Below are 18,290 nucleotides of genomic sequence, written 5' to 3'. Positions count from 1 at the left end.
ATATGATGGATATAAATTATGAAAAGATAAATTGTCCTGTGTGTGAAAACAATGATACAGATAAAATATTTGAGAGTGAAATAAATGAAGTTATTTTACATGGGTTAATAAAAGTTAAAGTTAATATAAGTATATGTAAAAAATGTGGATTTGTATTTCAAAATCCCGTACCAAATGAAACAAGTCTTAATGAATACTATAATTTACAATCAGATACTATTGAGCAATCAAATGTTATAAGAAATGAGTATTGTGAAATGTATACATTTATAAAGAGGAATACCAATTATGAGTGTATTAACAAAGTTTTAGATATCGGATGTAGACGAGGAGAAATGCTTGAAATATTTAAAAATGACAATAAACATATATTAGGAATAGAGCCTTCGGAGTGTAATGTAAAATATCTAAATGAAGTATTGATACCAGTAATAAAAGGTATGTTTAGCAATGAAATAGTCAAAGATAAACAATTTGATCTTATTATGTTAACTAACGTTTTAGAGCATATTAAAAACCCAAGTAAGATTGTAAGTGATATTTATAACAAGCTTAATTCTAATGGATATTTATTTATTAGTGTTCCTAACTTTGATGAATGTATAAATGATAGAAATATTAACAATATTTCTAACTATTTTGGTTTTCAGCATTTGCAGTACTTTACAGTGGATAGCTTAGTTTCTTTATTACAAAGAAATGGTTTTAATATAATTAAATATAATATTAAAGGTTCATCTATAAATGTTATCTGTAATATTAGTAATGATATTACGTTAGAATTTAAAAATCAGTATGAAAGAAACAAGAAAATAGTAATAGATTATCTAAATGAAAGAGAAAATAAAATAGCTAACTTAGTGCATATTTTAGAGAATATAAATTCTAATGGATTACTTATTTATGGAGCAGGTGCACATACAACACAACTTATGCAAATAATGGATTTTGATAAGTTTAAATTAGTAGGTGTATGCGATTCTGATAAAAATAAATATGGAATGAATTTGGCGGGAATTAAAGTTTGTAGTATTGACGAGGTAGATAAATCAAAATTTTATGATATTTTAATTTCTTCTAGTGCTTATCAAGAAGAAATATATAATTTTTTAACGAAAAAATTTCCGGAAAAAAATATCATTAAATTATATTAATGAGAGTGGGTTAAATAATGAAAGTAGGATGTATTATACAAGCTAATAGATATGGGTGGGATGGAACAGAAGATTATTGTATGAAAAAAATAGACAATAAATATTTAATAGAACATGTAGTAGAGAAAATTAAAAACAATACTAATATAGATGAAATAGTTATTGCTGTACCCAATATAGAAAATAATTATATATTTAATGAAATAGCTAAACAGCATGGAGTTAAGTGCTACTCAGGTTCTATAGCTAATGTTTTAGAAAGATTTACAAATGCTGCAAAAGAAATGGATTGTGATATTATTGTTAAAACTTTAGGCCAGAATTGTTTTATAGATACAGAATTATTAAATAATATGTTGGATGTTATGGAGACAAATAAGGATGTGGATTTTTTACAAACACCAGATGATTTCGAAACAAAATTTACGGCTGAAATTTTTAAAAGTGATTTGCTCATAAATATAAACCATCATATTCAGAAGGAAGATAATGAAAAAATAAAAAAAAATTTAGCAAGACCTATGTCTTTTGTTAAAGCTAATAAAGATAAATTTAATGTTGTGGTTTATGAAGATATACCTGAATACAGTAAAGAATATTTAATTAGCATCAGAGAAAAATCTAAACAGATTTATGAAGAAGGTGAAACGACAGGTATAGATTATGAAAATCAAGTAGAGAATGGGAATTTTTTTCTTGAAAGATATAAATTTGCTATAAAACATATAAAACAGCAAGAATGTGTATTAGATATAGCTTGTGGTAGTGGATATGGAACAAAGTATGTATATGATGAAGTTACAAAAAATATTATAGGAGCAGATTTAAGTGAAAATGCTATTAAATATAATAAAAAAAACTATTTGAATATAGATTTTCAAGTACAAGATGCTACAAAAACAACATTTTCTAAAAATCAGTTTGATGTTGTATTAAGTATGGAAACTTTTGAACATATACCATTGGAGTTAATTGATGACTATTTAAATGAAATGAAAAGAGTTCTAAAAGATGATGGCGTTTTTATATGTACTACACCACAAAATGGTAATGGAGATATACCTCTAGTTCCGTGGCATGTAAAGGAATATAGTTTAAAAGAGTTTAAAGATATATTATCTAAATATTTTTATTTAGAAAGGATATATGGTTCCAAAAATGGGATATATACTAATGATGAAAAAGGCAATGGAATGATGGCAATTTGTAAGAAAGGGAGTTATAAATAAATGAATACTAATTTTTATGAAAAAATAAGACCACAATTTTTAAAAGAAACGAGCTTTAAGTTAAAGCAAATTTTTGTATATAGTACAACAAGGTGTAATTCTAGATGCAAAACTTGTAATATCTATAAGAAAGAAGATGAGAGCTTAAGTTTAGAGGCAATTAAATCAATAATCGATTTTGCATCTAAGCGTAATGATTGTGTTATATATTTTGAGGGAGGAGAGTTTTTTTTACATCCTCAATATGAAAAAATACTTGAAATGGCAAAAAATGTAGAATACTGTATAATATCTAATGGTCAGTTTACTAAAAAAATAGCAGATGCCATTGAAAAATATAGCGTTAAAAGAATAGCTTTTTCATTAGATGGACCTAGGGATACATATAAGAATGTAAGGGGAATTGATGGTTTTGGGAACTTAATGAATACTATTGAAGCTATTAAAGATAAAACTGAAATTCATATAGATTCAACCATCAATCCTTGGAATACATATGAGGATTTAAAATGGGTTAGAGAGTTTTGTAATAAAAACAATTTTAAACATGGTATTCAACCTATGTATCCTATTAGTTTTTTTGATACTGGAAATAAGGATGTTTCAGAATATCTTTTTGACATCAGTGATTTATTGGAAAATAGCAGTTTCATAAGAAACACTAGTAACTATTTTGAAGGTAAAGTTTATTTGCCTTGTTTAAATGTTAGAGAAACGATTGTAGTATACCCTAATGGAGATATACCATTATGTCATATGAGAGATGAAATAATATTAGGAAATTTAAATGAGACAACCTTACAGGATATTATGCTAAAGACTGAAACAACAGAAAGTCAAGAGCGAAGTTTAAGCTGCAATAAGTGTTGGTTAAATTGTCAAAGAATTGTAGATGTTAAACTATTTGAGTTTATGGAAAAGAATTATACGCATGATGAATTAGAAAAAGAATTTGGAAGTTATAAATGGCCGTTATAAAACATTATATAGGTAGGTAAGTTCTACAGAAGATGTATGTAAGAATTTATAACTTTGAGATTGGATAAATTTTCAATAGAGTAAGTAAATGTGAATTGGTAGAAGGGTGGAAAGATGAACGTGGATTGTGATGTTGAAATCCGAGTATTAATAGAAAAGTATAAATTAAATTCTTTGAATAAAAACTTTTCTTTGATTAGTATTATAACGGAAATTATAGATAGGATTGATTGCAAAACAAGGGTAGGTATATGGGGAGGTGGGGAACATACTGAACAACTACTAAATACGTATAATTTCAATGAAAAAAATGTCATATGCATAATAGATAATGATTGTAGTTTATATAATAAAAAAAAATATGGATATTTAGTAGTAGAACCACAAAAGGCAAATGAGTGTAAACTAGATGTGATTATAGTTTCATCATTTGCAAGTAAAATGCAGATTGTTGAAGAAAAAGATACACTATTGCCTGAATGCAAACATATTGATTTTTACGCTGAACTAGAAAAAAAAGGTATAGAGTTAGCAGGTCCATTTTATAGTAATTGCTATAACTATATTAAGCTATATAAAATTAAAGAAGAATATATTAGAGAAGAAAATATTTTATTAAAACAAAAGCATCTTTGGGAATTAATTAGTGAGTATTTAGAAATAAGAGATTTTTGCTTTGCACTTGAATTTATTGATAAATATATAGAAGAAAAATATAGCGGATATGAAAAATTAAGACAATTCAAGAAAGAGCTTTATATACTATTTGAAGATATAAAAAATAGAATGAAGCTTCGTAATACTAACGATATTTCTATGTTTCTTTTAGACGCTTTGCGAGCTAAAGATGTTTACGAAAATAAAATTAAAATGCCATATTTAAGAAGCATTTCTGATGAATCAGTTGTTTTTACAAAGGCAATCAGTTCATCTGCATTTACATACGAAAGTCTATCTTCTATGTTTACAGGAAAAGATGTTTTAGATGATGGGTTGTATAAAAGTAAATTAATGAATTTTGATGATAGCGAGTTTTTTACAAAGGCTTATAACCAAGGATATATTATAAATCTTCTCAGTTCTGATTCTTGGAAAAATATTGAAGATGGAAGGGTAAACTCAAAAAACAATTATGAGTATGCTTCTAAATTATGTTGGGATTTGATTTGCATGTTGTGCAAAAATATCGATAAACCTATGATTTCAAATCTGCATTTTTCAAATGAAACGCATCCACCCCATATTTGTGGATATCATAAAATGCAACCCCATGTACACTTGGCTGAATATTCAGGAGATTTAGATTTTAATAAGATTAGTTATACGCAAATGGATTTTATAAATCAATATGAGGAGAGCCTAAATTATATTGATAAACAATTACAGTTTTTTTTAGAAATGCTTCCTGAAAATATGATAAAGATAATATACAGTGATCATGGTCAAAGTATTGAGAAGGCAGTATCTTCAACCAAAGAAATTGGTCCAAATTGGCGTGAGGAAAGAATACATGTCGCCTTTATTATAAATAGTTGTAAATTTGAAAGTTTAAAATATGACAAATTATTTAGCATGAAGAATTTTTCGGAATTATTAAGTAAGCTTATAGATGGAAAACTTGAAATACCAAAATATCAATATGCAGAAATTCAATTAGGTGCAATTTATAATAAAAAAATTATAGATAGATTTATTGATTGTGACTACAATGAATGGACAATGGCATTTAAGGCAATTAGAACTGAAAATACTAAATATGTGTTGACGTCTAATGGTGCAGAAAGATACTATATTTTGCCTAATGAGGAAACTAATAACATTGATGATGATAGGTATCAAGAAGATATAATGAATATTAAAAAAAATATTAAATGTGAATTTCCGAATATTTGTGATTAAACAACACAAATGTAAAATATATCTTTTTAGCCTTTAACAAACGTAGGTATTAGAAACTACTAGGGTTACAGATGATAAAATAGAAGGGCACATAGGACTAAAAAGGAATGATTTTAATGCAGGTATATAAAATTATAGATGATATATTGAAGAAGAGTTCACATTCACTATATTATAAAGAAATAAACATTGAAGATATAAAATTGGAAGAAAGAGTATCTATGAAGTGTTTTCAATGTAAAAAATATAATAAAAGTTGGACTTGCCCTCCTAAGATTCCTAATATAAGATATAAAAAAATGTTTGAAGAATATGAAAATGCAGTATTAGTGTATTGTAAAATTTCATTTGATGATTTAGAGGAATTTGAACAAATTAGAAGGGAATCCACTAATTTGTTGCATAAAACATTACTAAAACTTGAAGAGGGACTGTACAAAACAAATTATCCTTTAGCTACATCTTTTATTGGCGGATCGTGCAAGTTATGCAAAGATGGATGTGGTAAAGATGAATGCAGATTACCTCAACAGGCTAGGATTCCTTTAGAGGCAACAGGAGTAAATGTAATGCAGCTATTTCAAAAGAGCACAGGTATTGAACTCATATTTCCGCCGAAGAAAGTTTTATTCAGAGTAGGACTTTTACTTTGGTAACCATAAATATATGCAAATTCAATCTCTATTATTGAGTTTGTGTTCCTACAAAACTTTCAAGGCGATGTTTATTCATAAACAAAACAATTAAATTAATAGGATAAGGAAGGTGGAAGCAAATTGAATATAATTATTTTAGCAGCTGGGATTGGTTCAAGATTAAGCCCTTTGACACAAAATACCCCTAAGAGTTTATTAAAAGTTGAAAAATCTCAAACGGTTTTGGAAAGAACCATCCAGATAATAAACAGAAATTGTAAATGCAATGTTATTATAATTTCTGGATATATGAATAATAAAATAAACGAATTGCAATTAGATGATAATTGTAAAGTTATTTGTAATCCGTTTTTTAGGATTACAAATAGTATAGCATCTTTATGGTTTGCAAAAGAATATATGAATGATGAAACACTTGTAATCAATGCTGATGTAATAATCACGGAAAAGTTATTTCAAAAGATACTAGAAACTGATAATTATGCTACTGTATTTTATGATTCGTCAATAGGTGATAATGCTGATTATAAGGTGTCGGTTGCAAATGGTAAAGTTATAGTTATGAGTAAGGAATTAAAAGAATATGATGGTGAATATATAGGAATTACAAAGTTTTCAAAACTAGCAAGTATAGAAGTTAAAAATAAGATAGATAGTATGGTTAAGAATGAAGTTCTTAACGAATGGTATGAAACGGCATTAGTCGATATGATATTTAATGATGATTTTGAACTAAGTCCTTGTGATATAAGCGATTATGAATGGGCTGAAATAGATAGTATTAACGATTTAATAAAAGCTAAAAAAATAATTGGACTTGATAAAATATAAAAAATTATAATTGAATACCGGAATAAAAATATAGTGACAATTGTTGACTTTGTAAAATTAGATGGAGAGTTGTATTTTATTTTTAAGTGAAATCTATCAGTATAACTCTATTGTATTAAAATTATAAATAAAAAAATAAAGGATGATAAGTAATGAATAATGATTTTAAATTGTTTGTTCTTGGACCCGTTGAAATGGATGAGGATATTTTAAACATTGGTTCAATGAGACTTCCATATTTTAGAACCCAAGAATTTTCACAGATTATGCTTAGAACAAGTGAACTGATGAAAAAAATCACAAATACAAGTGAGACCTCTAAAACAGTTTTTTTAACTGCATCTGGGACTGGAGCTATGGAAGCAGCTATAATTAATACATTTAACTCAAATGATAAATTATTAATTGTAGTAGGTGGCGGTTTTGGAAAGAGGTTTAAAGAAATATGTGATGTTCATAAAATACCAAATACTGCGATTTATGTTGAACAAGGCAAAAAATTAAAAAAAGAAATGGTTGAAGGTTACAGAGCAAAGGGATATACTGGTCTTTTAGCAAATGCACAAGAAACTTCAACTGGTGTTTATTATGATTTACCGATGATAGGGGATTTTTGTAAAGAAGAAGGATTAATTTTTGTTGTAGATGCTATTAGCTCATTTTTAGCGGATCCATTTTTTATGGATGAATGGAATATAGACATTACCATTGTTAGCTCACAAAAAGCATTAGCATTACCACCAGGAATTTCAATAATCATTATTAATGAAAAAACTTCAAATAAAATACTAAATAATGAGGTTAAGTCATTTTATTTTAGGTTTTCAGATTATTTCAATAATATGGAGAGAGGGCAAACTCCATTTACACCAGCAGTAGGAATACTATTACAATTAAATGAAAAATTAGAAAAGATTAACGAAGTAGGGGTTGACAGCTTTATTAACAATACATCAAATTTAGCTAAAGACTTTAGAGAAAAAATTAAAAAATTTCCATTTGAAATACCTTCAGAAAGCTTATCTAATGCATTAACTCCACTGAGACCTAGAACAACTATAAGTGCCAATGATATATATTTGCATTTAAAAAGCAAATACAATATATATGTTTGTCCTAATGGTGGAGATCTAAAGGATACAGTATTTAGAGTAGGTCATATGGGCAATTTAACAGTAGAAGACAATGATGAATTAATAAAAGCATTAAAAGAAATGGAGATGCAAGGATTAATATAAACGTATAAATAAGGGTAGCGGTAGAGGAACAAGCATAAATAGATATATATATCATACATGACCAATTATATTTGGGTGCTGATTTTTTTGAGCAGAGGTTTATTCTATAAAAGATTATGAAAAAATTATAGCTTTAATTAATAAAATTATTAAAGATACAATAGAAAAAGTGGATGCAAAGGTAAAATTTTTGTGATATCTTATATAATTTAAGAATAGAAAAACTTATAAATAGGGGTTGATAATTCATGATAAGTGTAAGTAAAATCATTATTGATAAATTAAAACAAAATAACTGTAAAGTAGTTTTTGAATATCCAGGTGGAAACATAGCACCGATGCTTGATGCTATAAAATTAGATGGGAAAATAGATTTAATAGTTACTAGAAATGACCAAGCAGCTTCTCTTATGGCAGATGCATATTCTAGAATAACAGGTGAAGTTGGAGTATGTATGGCTACTGTAGGTCCTGGAGCTACTAATTTAGTGACAGGTATTGCAAATGCTTATTATGATTCGATACCATTAGTTGCTATAACAGGGCAAGTTGGTACTGGATCATTAAAAGGCAGTAAGGAAACAAGACAAATAGGATTTCAAGAAGCGGATATAGTCAGCATTGTAAAGCCAGTTGTAAAATGGGCTTATATGATAACAAAGCCAGAAGAAATATCTAGAGTTATTGATGAAGCATTTAGAATTGCTAAAGCAGGAAGACCAGGACCAGTTTTGATAGATATTCCAATGGATGTTCAAAGAAGCATGTTACAAGAGATGGATATATTAGAACCCGTAGAAATAATAAGGGAAAAGAATATTGTAAGTCAAGAAAAGATAAATTTATTAATACAAAAAGTAAATTCATGCACTAAACCAATCATAATTGCAGGTGGTGGGGTTGTTTTAAGTAATGCAGAAAATGAGCTTAAAACTTTAGCTGAAAAGCTACGAATACCAGTAGCAAATACATTAATGGGGCTTGGAAGTTTTGATTTAGACAACAAACTTGCATTAGGATTAATGGGAGGCTACGGAAGTAGATTTTGTAATAAAGCTATAGCAGAAGCAGATTTAATAATAGCTTTAGGGAACAGATTTGATGTGAAAGCTATAGGAACTGAAGCTAGTAAGTTTCAAGAAGATAAATTTATAGTGCATATTGATATTGATAAGGCTGAATTAAACAATAGAGTTAGAGCTAATTTAGCTATCAATGGTGATGTAAAAGAAGTATTGAAATTAGTTATAGATAAATTAGAAAAAATTAATTCAGATAAAAGAGCATGGTTTGGCCATATAGCTCAATTAAAAGATGAATTTAGCTTAGAGAGTGAGTATAATTTATCTACAGAATATGATAAAGTAAGACCACAATATATAATAAAGGAAATAAGTAATTTAACAGAGGGTAATGCTATAATTACAACAGATGTTGGTCAACATCAGATGTGGACAGCGCAATTTTATAAATATAAAAATACAAGAACTAACTTAACTTCTGGTGGTCTTGGAAATATGGGATATGGATTACCAGCAGCTATAGCAGCTAAATATGCTAGACAAGATATGTATGCAGTAAATATAACTGGTGATGGAAGCTTTCAGATGAACATGCAAGAGCTGGGAACCGCAGTTCAGTATAATTTACCTGTAAAAATATTTATAATGAAAAATAATACTTTAGGCATGGTTAAACAGTTTCAAGATAAAACATTTTTGGGGAAAGCTACATCTACGATTATTGAATATAATCCGGATTTCATTAAGTTAGCTGAAGCTTATGGAGTAAAAGGTTTAAAGATAACGAAACCAGATGAGATTAAAAGCGTAATAAAAGAAGCGTTAGAGTATAATGGAACGGTTATAGTAGAATGTTGCATAGATAGTAATGAATTAGCAATACCAGAACTTGAAGGTGGACATTATATAGATAATCAATATCCTTACAATAATTAAGTAGAAGGTGAGTTTATGAGGTTAAAGGATAAAGTTGCTATAGTTACAGGAGCAAGTAGAGGTATAGGAAAAGCGATAGCATTAGAAATGGCTAAAGAAGGCGCTAAAATAGTAGTAAATTATAATAATAGTAAGGAAAAGGCAATGGAAGCTGTTGAGGAAATAGAAAATAATCAAGGAATTGCAATTGCTGTAAAAGCAGATATATCTAAAAGAAATGAAGTTAAAAAAATGATAGATATAGCTATTCAAAAATTTGGCGATATACATATATTGGTTAACAATGCAGGAATCCTTCATCAAAAACCTTTTGAAACTATTACAGATGAAGAATGGGATAAAATGTTTGAAGTTAACATGAAGGGTCCTTTTATTTGTTCTCAGGAGTGTATTCCATACATGCTAAAAAATAATTTTGGAAGAATAATAAACATATCCTCTATAGGAGGACAGTGGGGTGGAAACTTAGCAGTACATTATTCTGCAACTAAAGCTGGTATAATAAGTCTAACTAGATCTTTAGCGAAAATATACTCTAAAGATGGAATTAATACAAATTGTATATCACCAGGTTTGGTTTTAACTGAAATGGCGGCTAAAGAAATGGAAACAGAAGCAGGTAAAGAAAAATTGAAAAATATACCTATAAATAGATCAGCGAAGCCAGAAGAAATAGGAAGAATAGCAGTATTTTTAGCTAGTGAAGATGCAAGTTATATGACAGGTCAAACTCTAAATGCAAATGGTGGAATGTTATTTAACGTATAAAATATCATGATATAATTAAAGGCAGGTGATTTTTCACTTGCCTATTTTTGAAAGAGAGGACTAATTAATATGAAAACATTACTTATATTAGGTGCTGGAAAAGAACAAGTACCAGCTATAACAAGAGCAAAAAACAAAGGTATATATACTATAGTATTGGATATGAATCCAAAGGCAGAAGGCTTTAAATATGCAGATGAGCATCATATAATTAGCATAAGAGACGAAGAAGCTTTAATAGGTTTCATAAAGAACTATGATAAAAAAATAGATGGAGTAATAACTATAGCTAGTGATATACCTCATATGGTGTCAAGAGTAGCACAGGAGATTGGTGTAAAACATATACCTGTAAAGGCAGCAGATTTAGCTGTAGATAAGTTTAAAATGAAGGAAGCTTTAAAAGAGGCAGGAGTGAACATACCGACCTTTAGAAAAATAACATCTACAAAAGAGTTGCAGGGGTTTATAGATGAATATGAGTATCCAGTAGTAATTAAGCCAATTGATAATTCAGGCGCTAGAGGAGTTTTAATATTAACTGAGAATGTGGATTTAAGTTGGGCTTTTGCTGAAAGTAAAAGCAATTCAAGAAGCGGAGATATAATGGTAGAAAAATTTTTAAAGGGACCTCAAATAAGTACAGAAGGTATTATGTGCGAGGGTGAATTTTATGTTACGGGATTTGCAGATAGAAATTATGAAAATCTAGAAAAATTTTTCCCTAACATTATAGAAGATGGTGGAGATTCACCAACTGCACTTTCACAAGAGGCTAAAAAGTTGGTTAATGTTGAATTTGAAAAAGCAGTTAGAGCTTTAGGTATAAATTGGGGACCAGGTAAAGGGGATATGATTTATAGTAATGGAAAATCTTATGTAGTAGAAATTGCAGCTAGATTAAGTGGTGGGAATTTCTGTTATGATCATGTGCCCTTAGGAACAGGTGTTGATATAGTAGATGCATATATTGATATGGCTGTAGGTAATCCTATAGATGTAGAATGTTTTAAACCTAAATTTGAAAAGGGCGTAGCCCAAAGATATTTTTTCCCAGGTACAGGAAAAATAAAAGAAATAATAGGTCTTGATAAGGTTAAAAAAATGAAAAATATTAAAAAAATAGATTTTTTTGTAGAAAAAGGGCAGGTAATAGAACAACAAGCTAACCATACAACTAGAGTAGGGTATGTTATAGCAGTTGGTAAAGATAAAAAAGAAGCTGTAAAATTTGCAGAAGAAGCTATAAATTCTGTAGAATTTATATTTGAATAATTTTTAGAAGGAGATTGTTAAACATGACAAAACTAAAATTATATACAGCTTTTCATCTAAATCTTGCTTTTTCATCTATTCCAGAGGAGCAATATGCATTGGCTATAGATAGATGCTATTGGCCTATGCTTGATATATTAGAGAAATTTGAAAATATTAAGTTTGGATTAGAATTTACAGGATATACACTTGAAAAAATTAAAGAAATAGACTATACCTTTATTGAAAAGCTAAAAGAACTACACAGCAAAGGTAAATGTGAATTTTTAGGTTCAGGTATGTCTCAAGCTATATTTCCTTTAATTCCCCAAAAGGTAAATGTGAAAAATATGGAGATAGGTAACAAGGTATATGAAGAAATTTTAGGAAGTACACCTATTACTGGATATGTAAATGAGCAAAGCTATTCTGATGGTATAGCAGAGAGTTATTCTATTAATAGATATAAAAACTTAATTATGGAGTATGAAAACTCAAATTTATTTAATAAATATCCAAAAGAATTTAAGTATAAATCTCATAAAATAAAAGCAGGATGCGGGGAATTAAATTTAGTTTGGAATAGCTCTATTGCCTTTCAAAAGCTTCAAAGATATGCTTTTGGACAGATTACGGAAGGCGAGTATTTAGAATATCTAAATAGTCACTTTGACGAAAATAGAGATAGAGCATTATGTTTGTATGGTTCTGATTTAGAAATATTTGATTATAAACCAGGAAATTATGATTGGTTCTATAATCCAAAAGGTTCAGAGGAAATGGATAGACTGTATCATATTTTTGAATTTCTAAATAGCAGTGATAAGTTTGAATTCGTACTTCCAAAGGATGTAGCAAGGTTAAATAATTCTAATGAATTTATAAGCATATCAACTGCGCAGTATCCCTTAGTGTGTAAAAAACAACCTAAGTACAATGTGGCTAGATGGGCAGTTAGTGGGCTTCAGAATACAAAAATGAATACTGAATGTAATAGATTATATGAAGATTTAACTATTTTAAGTAATTTTAATAAAGATAATGAAGTAATGTGGAGAAATTTATGTCTGCTTTATGGTTCTGATTATAGAACAAAAACTACACAGTCAAAGTTTACTGAATATCATTCTTTATTAGGAAAAACTCAGGTGTTAATAGAGGAAAAATTAGATTCGATAGAAAAATTTAATGAAGATGAATATGATTTTTGCTTAATTAATACTAATGAACACAACATAGAAGATAAGTTTATATACCAATGTATTGTAAAGTTAAAACAAGGTCAGATATTTAAAGATGGATGTTATCTTCTTATAAATGATGTTAAAGTGAATTTTCAATTTGAAGATATAGAATACTATAGAGATGGAAGTATAAGAAATTGCAAGGTAGTAATGGAGCTTCCCTTAATAAAACCACAAGAAAAAGCATATGGAAAATTTTTAAAAGGGGCTAATTGTGAAGAAAATCCTCAATATATAATAAAGGATAATGTTATAGAAACTGAAAAGGTGAAAATAGAATTTTCAACAGTGAAAAAAGGAACTATTGAAAATTTAATATTAAAGGATGCTAGTGATAAGAGTATTTTAGGCTCGATTAAGCACGGATATTATGAGGATATAACCTATTCAGCAGATTATTTTTCAGGGCATACTATTTTAAGAGAAAAATCTCTTAATCAAATAACGGATCTAGATAAGAGTAGTATAATATATCCACATAAGGATGGAAAATTTAATATAAGAATACCGGTAAAGTCTAAAATAAATGGTGAATTTGGTGAATTATGGAAGATATATTACATATACATAAATCAAAATCGAGTAGATATAGAATACAATTTTAGATTTAAGGATACTTGCCCTATATTTTTTAGAACAGGTATTTTAACATTTAATCCAGAATGTTTTAACATGGAAAGCTTAAACTATAAAACACATAATGGTGGGAAAATAGAAGAGTACAAATTGAGTGGTACAGAATTTAATCAAACTGACATGGTAAGCTTAAATATATCTCCTAATAGCTGTATGGGGTCCACTGATGGCAAATTTATAATAGGTGATAATGAAAAAGAAGTGGTTATACAAAGAGATAATTCTCTTTTATATACAGCGCCTATGCTTGAATATAGAGAAATAGATGGTAAGTATATGATGAGATTATATCATTCCTTAAGTGAAACAGATGATACAGGAAGCATTTTTTGGAGAGGGCACAGTAAATTTAAGATGTCTATAACTAATACACAAAGTAATTTGTTTAATAATGGAATATTTTTTGTAAAAAAGATAGAACGCAATTAACAATGGTTACATTATAAGTACTATCATATTATTTTAGAATAGAGGGTGAATTTAATGGGAAAATTTAATAATAATATCTCAGTTATTGGTACCGGATATGTAGGCTTAGTTAGTGGGGCATGTCTTTCAGAATTTGGAATGAACGTTATTTGTATGGATAAAGATGCAGATAAAATTGAAAAGCTAAAAAAGGGAGTAATACCTATATATGAGCCTGGACTTTATGAAATTGTTAAAAAAAATGTAGAGGCAGGTAGACTAAGTTTTACAACAGATTGTAAATATGCTGTTGAAAATTCCCAAGTTATATTTATAGCTGTTGGTACACCAGCACTAGAAGATGGTACAGCAGATTTGCAATATGTGCTTTCAGCAGCAGAAGAAATAGCAGACCATATAGATGATTATAAAATAATTGTTGATAAAAGTACAGTGCCAGTTGGAACTGGAAAAAAGGTTAAAAGTAAGATATCAGAAGTTTTAAACAGACGTGGAGTTGATTATAAATTTGATGTAGTATCTAACCCGGAATTTTTAAGAGAAGGGGCTGCAGTTAAAGATTTTACTCATCCAGATAGAGTAGTAATAGGAGTTGAAAGTAAAAAAGCAGAGGAAATAATGAAGCAGATATATAAAGTTTTATATCTAATAAGTGTTCCTTTTGTTGTAACAAATTTAGAAACAGCAGAAATGATAAAATATGCTTCTAATGCCTTTTTAGCTACAAAGATATCTTTTATTAATGAAATGGCAAATATATGTGAGAATATTGGCGCAGATGTGCATCATGTTGCTAAAGCAATGGGACTTGATGGGAGGATAGGTTCAAAATTTTTACACCCTGGTCCAGGATATGGTGGAAGCTGTTTTCCAAAGGATACTCAAGCTTTAGCTAGAATAGCAAGACAATTTGGTAGTAAATCTGAAATTATTGAAACTGTTATAAGGGTTAATGAAAGTCAAAAGGAAAGAATGGTTGAAAAAATAAAAGTTAAACTAAGAAGTATTGAAAATAAAAGAGTTGCACTTTTAGGTCTTTCATTTAAACCAGAAACAGACGATTTAAGAGAATCACCTGCACTTCATATAGCTAAAAGACTTATAGAGGAAGGAGTAGAAGTAAATGCATATGATCCTATAGCTATGGAAAATTGTAAAAAACTTTATCCAGAATTAAAAATTAATTATTGCAAAAATGAATATGAAGCTTGTGAAGACGTAGATGTAGTTGTATTAGCTACTGAATGGAACCAATTTAGGAGCTTGAACTTAACAAAAATAATAAAAAACATGTCTAAGTCAATTTTTTTAGATTTAAGAAATGTATATGATCCAGAGGAAATGAAAGAATTAGGTTTTGAATATGAAGGAGTTGGTAGAAAATGAAGACTATTTTAGTTACTGGTGGAGCGGGATTTATTGGTTCTAATTTATGTGATAGTTTGCTGAAGTTAGGATTCTATGTTGTAAACATAGATAATTTTAATAATTATTATGATCCTAGCATAAAAGAAAGTAATATTTGTGAGGCTTTGAAAAATCAAAATTATAAATTATATAGAGGAGATATTCTTGATAAAAAGCTCATTAATAAAATATTTAATGAAAATAAAGTAGACGCTGTAATTCATTTAGCTGCTATGGCTGGAGTAAGAAATTCTTTAAGTGATCCTTTAGAATATGTGGATGTGGATATTAAAGGAACAGTGAATTTACTTCAAATTTGTGTGGAGAATGGTGTGAAAAAGGTTATAGCTGCTTCTTCATCTTCGGTATATGGAGTTAACTCTAAAGTTCCTTTTTCAGAAGATGATAATGTAGAACTTCAAATATCACCCTATGCTACAGCCAAAAGAGCTATGGAGTTATATTGTTCTACGTATACTAGATTATATGATATTAGTGTTGCTTGTCTTAGATTCTTTACTGTATACGGACCTAGACAAAGACCAGAAATGGCAATACATATGTTTACTAAGAATATTGCTGAAGGAAACCCAATAAATATGTTTGGAGATGGCAATAGTGAAAGAGATTATACATATGTAGATGATATTGTAGATGGGATAATTCTATTAATAAATAAAGAATTTAAATCTGAAATATTTAACTTTGGAAATAATGATATTATAAAACTTAAGGATTTGATAGGGACAATAGAAAGTGTTGTAGGTAAAAAGGCAGTAATAAATAGACTAGAAATGCAAAAAGGTGATGTGCCTATTACTTATGCAGATATAACGAAGGCTCAAAATATGATTGGATATAATCCAAAGACTAGTATAAAAGAGGGTATACAGAAATTTTACAATTGGTATAAACTTAATGAAAAATATTAGTTAACGGAAAAGGGTTTTTAGACTTAAGTAAGAGCAGAACTGTACGATAAATATATATATATTAAATTAAGGAAAGAAATCAAATGAAAAAACATTGATTTATAAGGCATGTGGAGGGTTAATATGGGCTATTATACAGGCAAAAAGATTCTAGTTATTGGTGGCACTGGAACTATAGGAAATGGACTTATTAAAGAACTATTAAAGCAGGAACCTTCAGTAATAAGAATATTAAGTAGAGATGAATATAAACAGTTTATTATGGAAAATGAAATTGAAAATAAATCTAAGTTAAGATTTCTAATAGGAGATGTAAGGGATTATGATAGAGTAGATAGGGCTATGGATGAAATAGATGTTGTTTTCAATTTAGCTGCTATGAAGCATGTACCAGCGTGTGAATATAATCCTTCAGAAGCAATAAAAACTAATATTATAGGTATGGAAAATGTAATTAAAGCTGCTATGCATAATGATGTACAAACTGTGATCTTCACAAGTTCAGATAAGGCAATAAATCCTGCTAATTCCTATGGAGCTACTAAGCTTTTAGCTGAAAAATTAGTACAAGCAGCTAATTATAGTAAAGGTAGGGCAAAAACTAAGTTTGTTGCAGTTAGATTCGGAAATGTAATGGGCTCAAGAGGCTCTGTAATTCCGCTTTTTAAAAAGCAGATACAGGATTTTAGAAAGATAACTGTTACGGATCCAGATATGACGAGATTTATGATGACTTTAAGTCAATCAGTAAAGCTTATTATGACGTCTGCTGAAAAATCTTTTGGTGGAGAGGTTTTTATATTGAAAATGCCAATAATAAAGTTACAGCATTTGGCAGAAGTTGTTGTTGAGGAAACAGCAAAGAAAACTAACGTATCTTTAGAAGATATCGATATACAAACTATGGGCTTTAGAGCGGGAGAGAGAAAGTTTGAGGAACTTATGACAAAAGAGGAATCAGAAGTTGCTTATGACTTAGGCGATATGTATGCTGTGTTATGTTCAGATTCTGTAAGAGGATTGGAAGTATCTTATGAAAAATACAAAAAAGCAGAAGTGGGAAGCTATAATTCCTCTGAAGGAGTACATATAACAAAGGAGCAGGTTAGAGCTTTATTAAGAGAAGATGGGCTTATTTAATTATTAGTGTAGATATTGTATTTCATCAAGAGAAGGGGTAGGGCTGTTACTTAAGGGAATTACTTAAAGTGATTGATGCCTCTTTTATATATCAACCGCTTTTAATAAACGAATTTTACAAAAATAAGAGGAGAAACTATGAATAATTTAAAAAAGAGCTTAAAATTGAATATGAAATTCAAATAGAGGAATGTATAAAGGCCTACAAAGAGGTAACAAAAGAGTATTATGAACCATATATAAAGGATAGGGAATACATTTTTGAAAATTATTTAGTTAATGATGTGTTTCAAAGAATGTTTTCATATAAAGATGATAATTTTTTTAATGAGTATATGATTTTAGTATTAAATTATTGTTAACAGGAATGGCTTCTTGTGATAAAGAATTAACGGATACAATGGTTATGGATTTAATTTATTCTTTCTCAAGAGATGTGATTCATAATAATGTGTTTATTAAATCCTTTATGGATACACTCAATGAAAGTAAATTTAATACACTTTCACGTATGATAGTTTTAATAAAAAATTAGAA

General features: G+C 28.7%; 15 protein-coding genes. All 15 read left to right on the top strand.

Annotation, left to right across the window (positions count from 1 at the left end):
* The first annotated feature begins 2 nt into the window (after positions 1–2).
* The 15 genes from G9F70_RS17295 (at position 3) to G9F70_RS17225 (ending at position 18,288) form a co-directional block, all read left to right on the top strand.
* Positions 3–1,154: a class I SAM-dependent methyltransferase gene (locus G9F70_RS17295; protein WP_164944364.1), complete on the top strand. Its 1,152-nt coding sequence runs from the start codon at positions 3–5 to the stop codon at positions 1,152–1,154.
* A gap of 17 nt (positions 1,155–1,171) precedes the next feature.
* Positions 1,172–2,383 carry a methyltransferase domain-containing protein gene (locus G9F70_RS17290; protein WP_164944363.1) on the top strand — a complete coding sequence of 404 codons (1,212 nt, stop codon included), beginning with the start codon at positions 1,172–1,174 and terminating at the stop codon, positions 2,381–2,383.
* Positions 2,384–3,361, top strand: a complete 978-nt coding sequence (locus G9F70_RS17285) for a radical SAM/SPASM domain-containing protein (RefSeq protein ID WP_164944362.1) — start codon at positions 2,384–2,386, stop codon at positions 3,359–3,361.
* 114 nt (positions 3,362–3,475) lie between these two features.
* Positions 3,476–5,260 carry a sulfatase-like hydrolase/transferase gene (locus G9F70_RS17280; RefSeq protein WP_164944361.1) on the top strand — a complete coding sequence of 595 codons (1,785 nt, stop codon included), beginning with the start codon at positions 3,476–3,478 and terminating at the stop codon, positions 5,258–5,260.
* 116 nt (positions 5,261–5,376) lie between these two features.
* A complete protein-coding gene (locus tag G9F70_RS17275) occupies positions 5,377–5,916 on the top strand; it encodes a DUF2284 domain-containing protein (RefSeq protein WP_164944360.1) in 540 nt (179 codons plus the stop codon).
* A gap of 120 nt (positions 5,917–6,036) precedes the next feature.
* Positions 6,037–6,747, top strand: coding sequence for a sugar phosphate nucleotidyltransferase (locus G9F70_RS17270; RefSeq protein WP_164944359.1), 711 nt, complete (start codon positions 6,037–6,039; stop codon positions 6,745–6,747).
* A gap of 152 nt (positions 6,748–6,899) precedes the next feature.
* Positions 6,900–7,985, top strand: coding sequence for a pyridoxal-phosphate-dependent aminotransferase family protein (locus G9F70_RS17265; protein WP_164944358.1), 1,086 nt, complete (start codon positions 6,900–6,902; stop codon positions 7,983–7,985).
* A gap of 248 nt (positions 7,986–8,233) precedes the next feature.
* A complete protein-coding gene (gene ilvB / locus G9F70_RS17260; RefSeq protein WP_164944357.1) occupies positions 8,234–9,943 on the top strand; it encodes a biosynthetic-type acetolactate synthase large subunit in 1,710 nt (569 codons plus the stop codon).
* Between the two features lie 15 nt (positions 9,944–9,958).
* On the top strand, positions 9,959–10,711 hold the full coding sequence (locus tag G9F70_RS17255; RefSeq protein WP_164944356.1) for an SDR family NAD(P)-dependent oxidoreductase: 753 nt from the start codon (positions 9,959–9,961) through the stop codon (positions 10,709–10,711).
* A gap of 69 nt (positions 10,712–10,780) precedes the next feature.
* Positions 10,781–11,986: an ATP-grasp domain-containing protein gene (locus tag G9F70_RS17250; RefSeq protein WP_164944355.1), complete on the top strand. Its 1,206-nt coding sequence runs from the start codon at positions 10,781–10,783 to the stop codon at positions 11,984–11,986.
* Between the two features lie 23 nt (positions 11,987–12,009).
* Positions 12,010–14,274 (top strand): alpha-amylase, encoded by a 2,265-nt coding sequence (locus G9F70_RS17245; protein WP_164944354.1) that lies wholly within the window; start codon positions 12,010–12,012, stop codon positions 14,272–14,274.
* Between the two features lie 54 nt (positions 14,275–14,328).
* Positions 14,329–15,660 carry a UDP-glucose dehydrogenase family protein gene (locus G9F70_RS17240; RefSeq protein WP_164944353.1) on the top strand — a complete coding sequence of 444 codons (1,332 nt, stop codon included), beginning with the start codon at positions 14,329–14,331 and terminating at the stop codon, positions 15,658–15,660.
* On the top strand, positions 15,657–16,613 hold the full coding sequence (locus G9F70_RS17235) for an SDR family NAD(P)-dependent oxidoreductase (RefSeq protein WP_164944352.1): 957 nt from the start codon (positions 15,657–15,659) through the stop codon (positions 16,611–16,613). The genes G9F70_RS17240 and G9F70_RS17235 overlap by 4 nt, the downstream gene beginning before the upstream one ends.
* A gap of 123 nt (positions 16,614–16,736) precedes the next feature.
* On the top strand, positions 16,737–17,753 hold the full coding sequence (locus G9F70_RS17230; protein ID WP_164944351.1) for an SDR family NAD(P)-dependent oxidoreductase: 1,017 nt from the start codon (positions 16,737–16,739) through the stop codon (positions 17,751–17,753).
* 367 nt (positions 17,754–18,120) lie between these two features.
* A complete protein-coding gene (locus tag G9F70_RS17225) occupies positions 18,121–18,288 on the top strand; it encodes a hypothetical protein (RefSeq protein ID WP_224617643.1) in 168 nt (55 codons plus the stop codon).
* Positions 18,289–18,290 lie beyond the last annotated feature (2 nt).

It is taken from the genome of Clostridium sp. FP1, assembly GCF_011065975.2.
Lineage (GTDB): Bacteria > Bacillota > Clostridia > Clostridiales > Clostridiaceae > Clostridium_AD > Clostridium_AD tagluense.
Note: the sequence above shows the minus strand (reverse complement) of the source record. Positions and strands in the feature narration are given on the sequence as shown.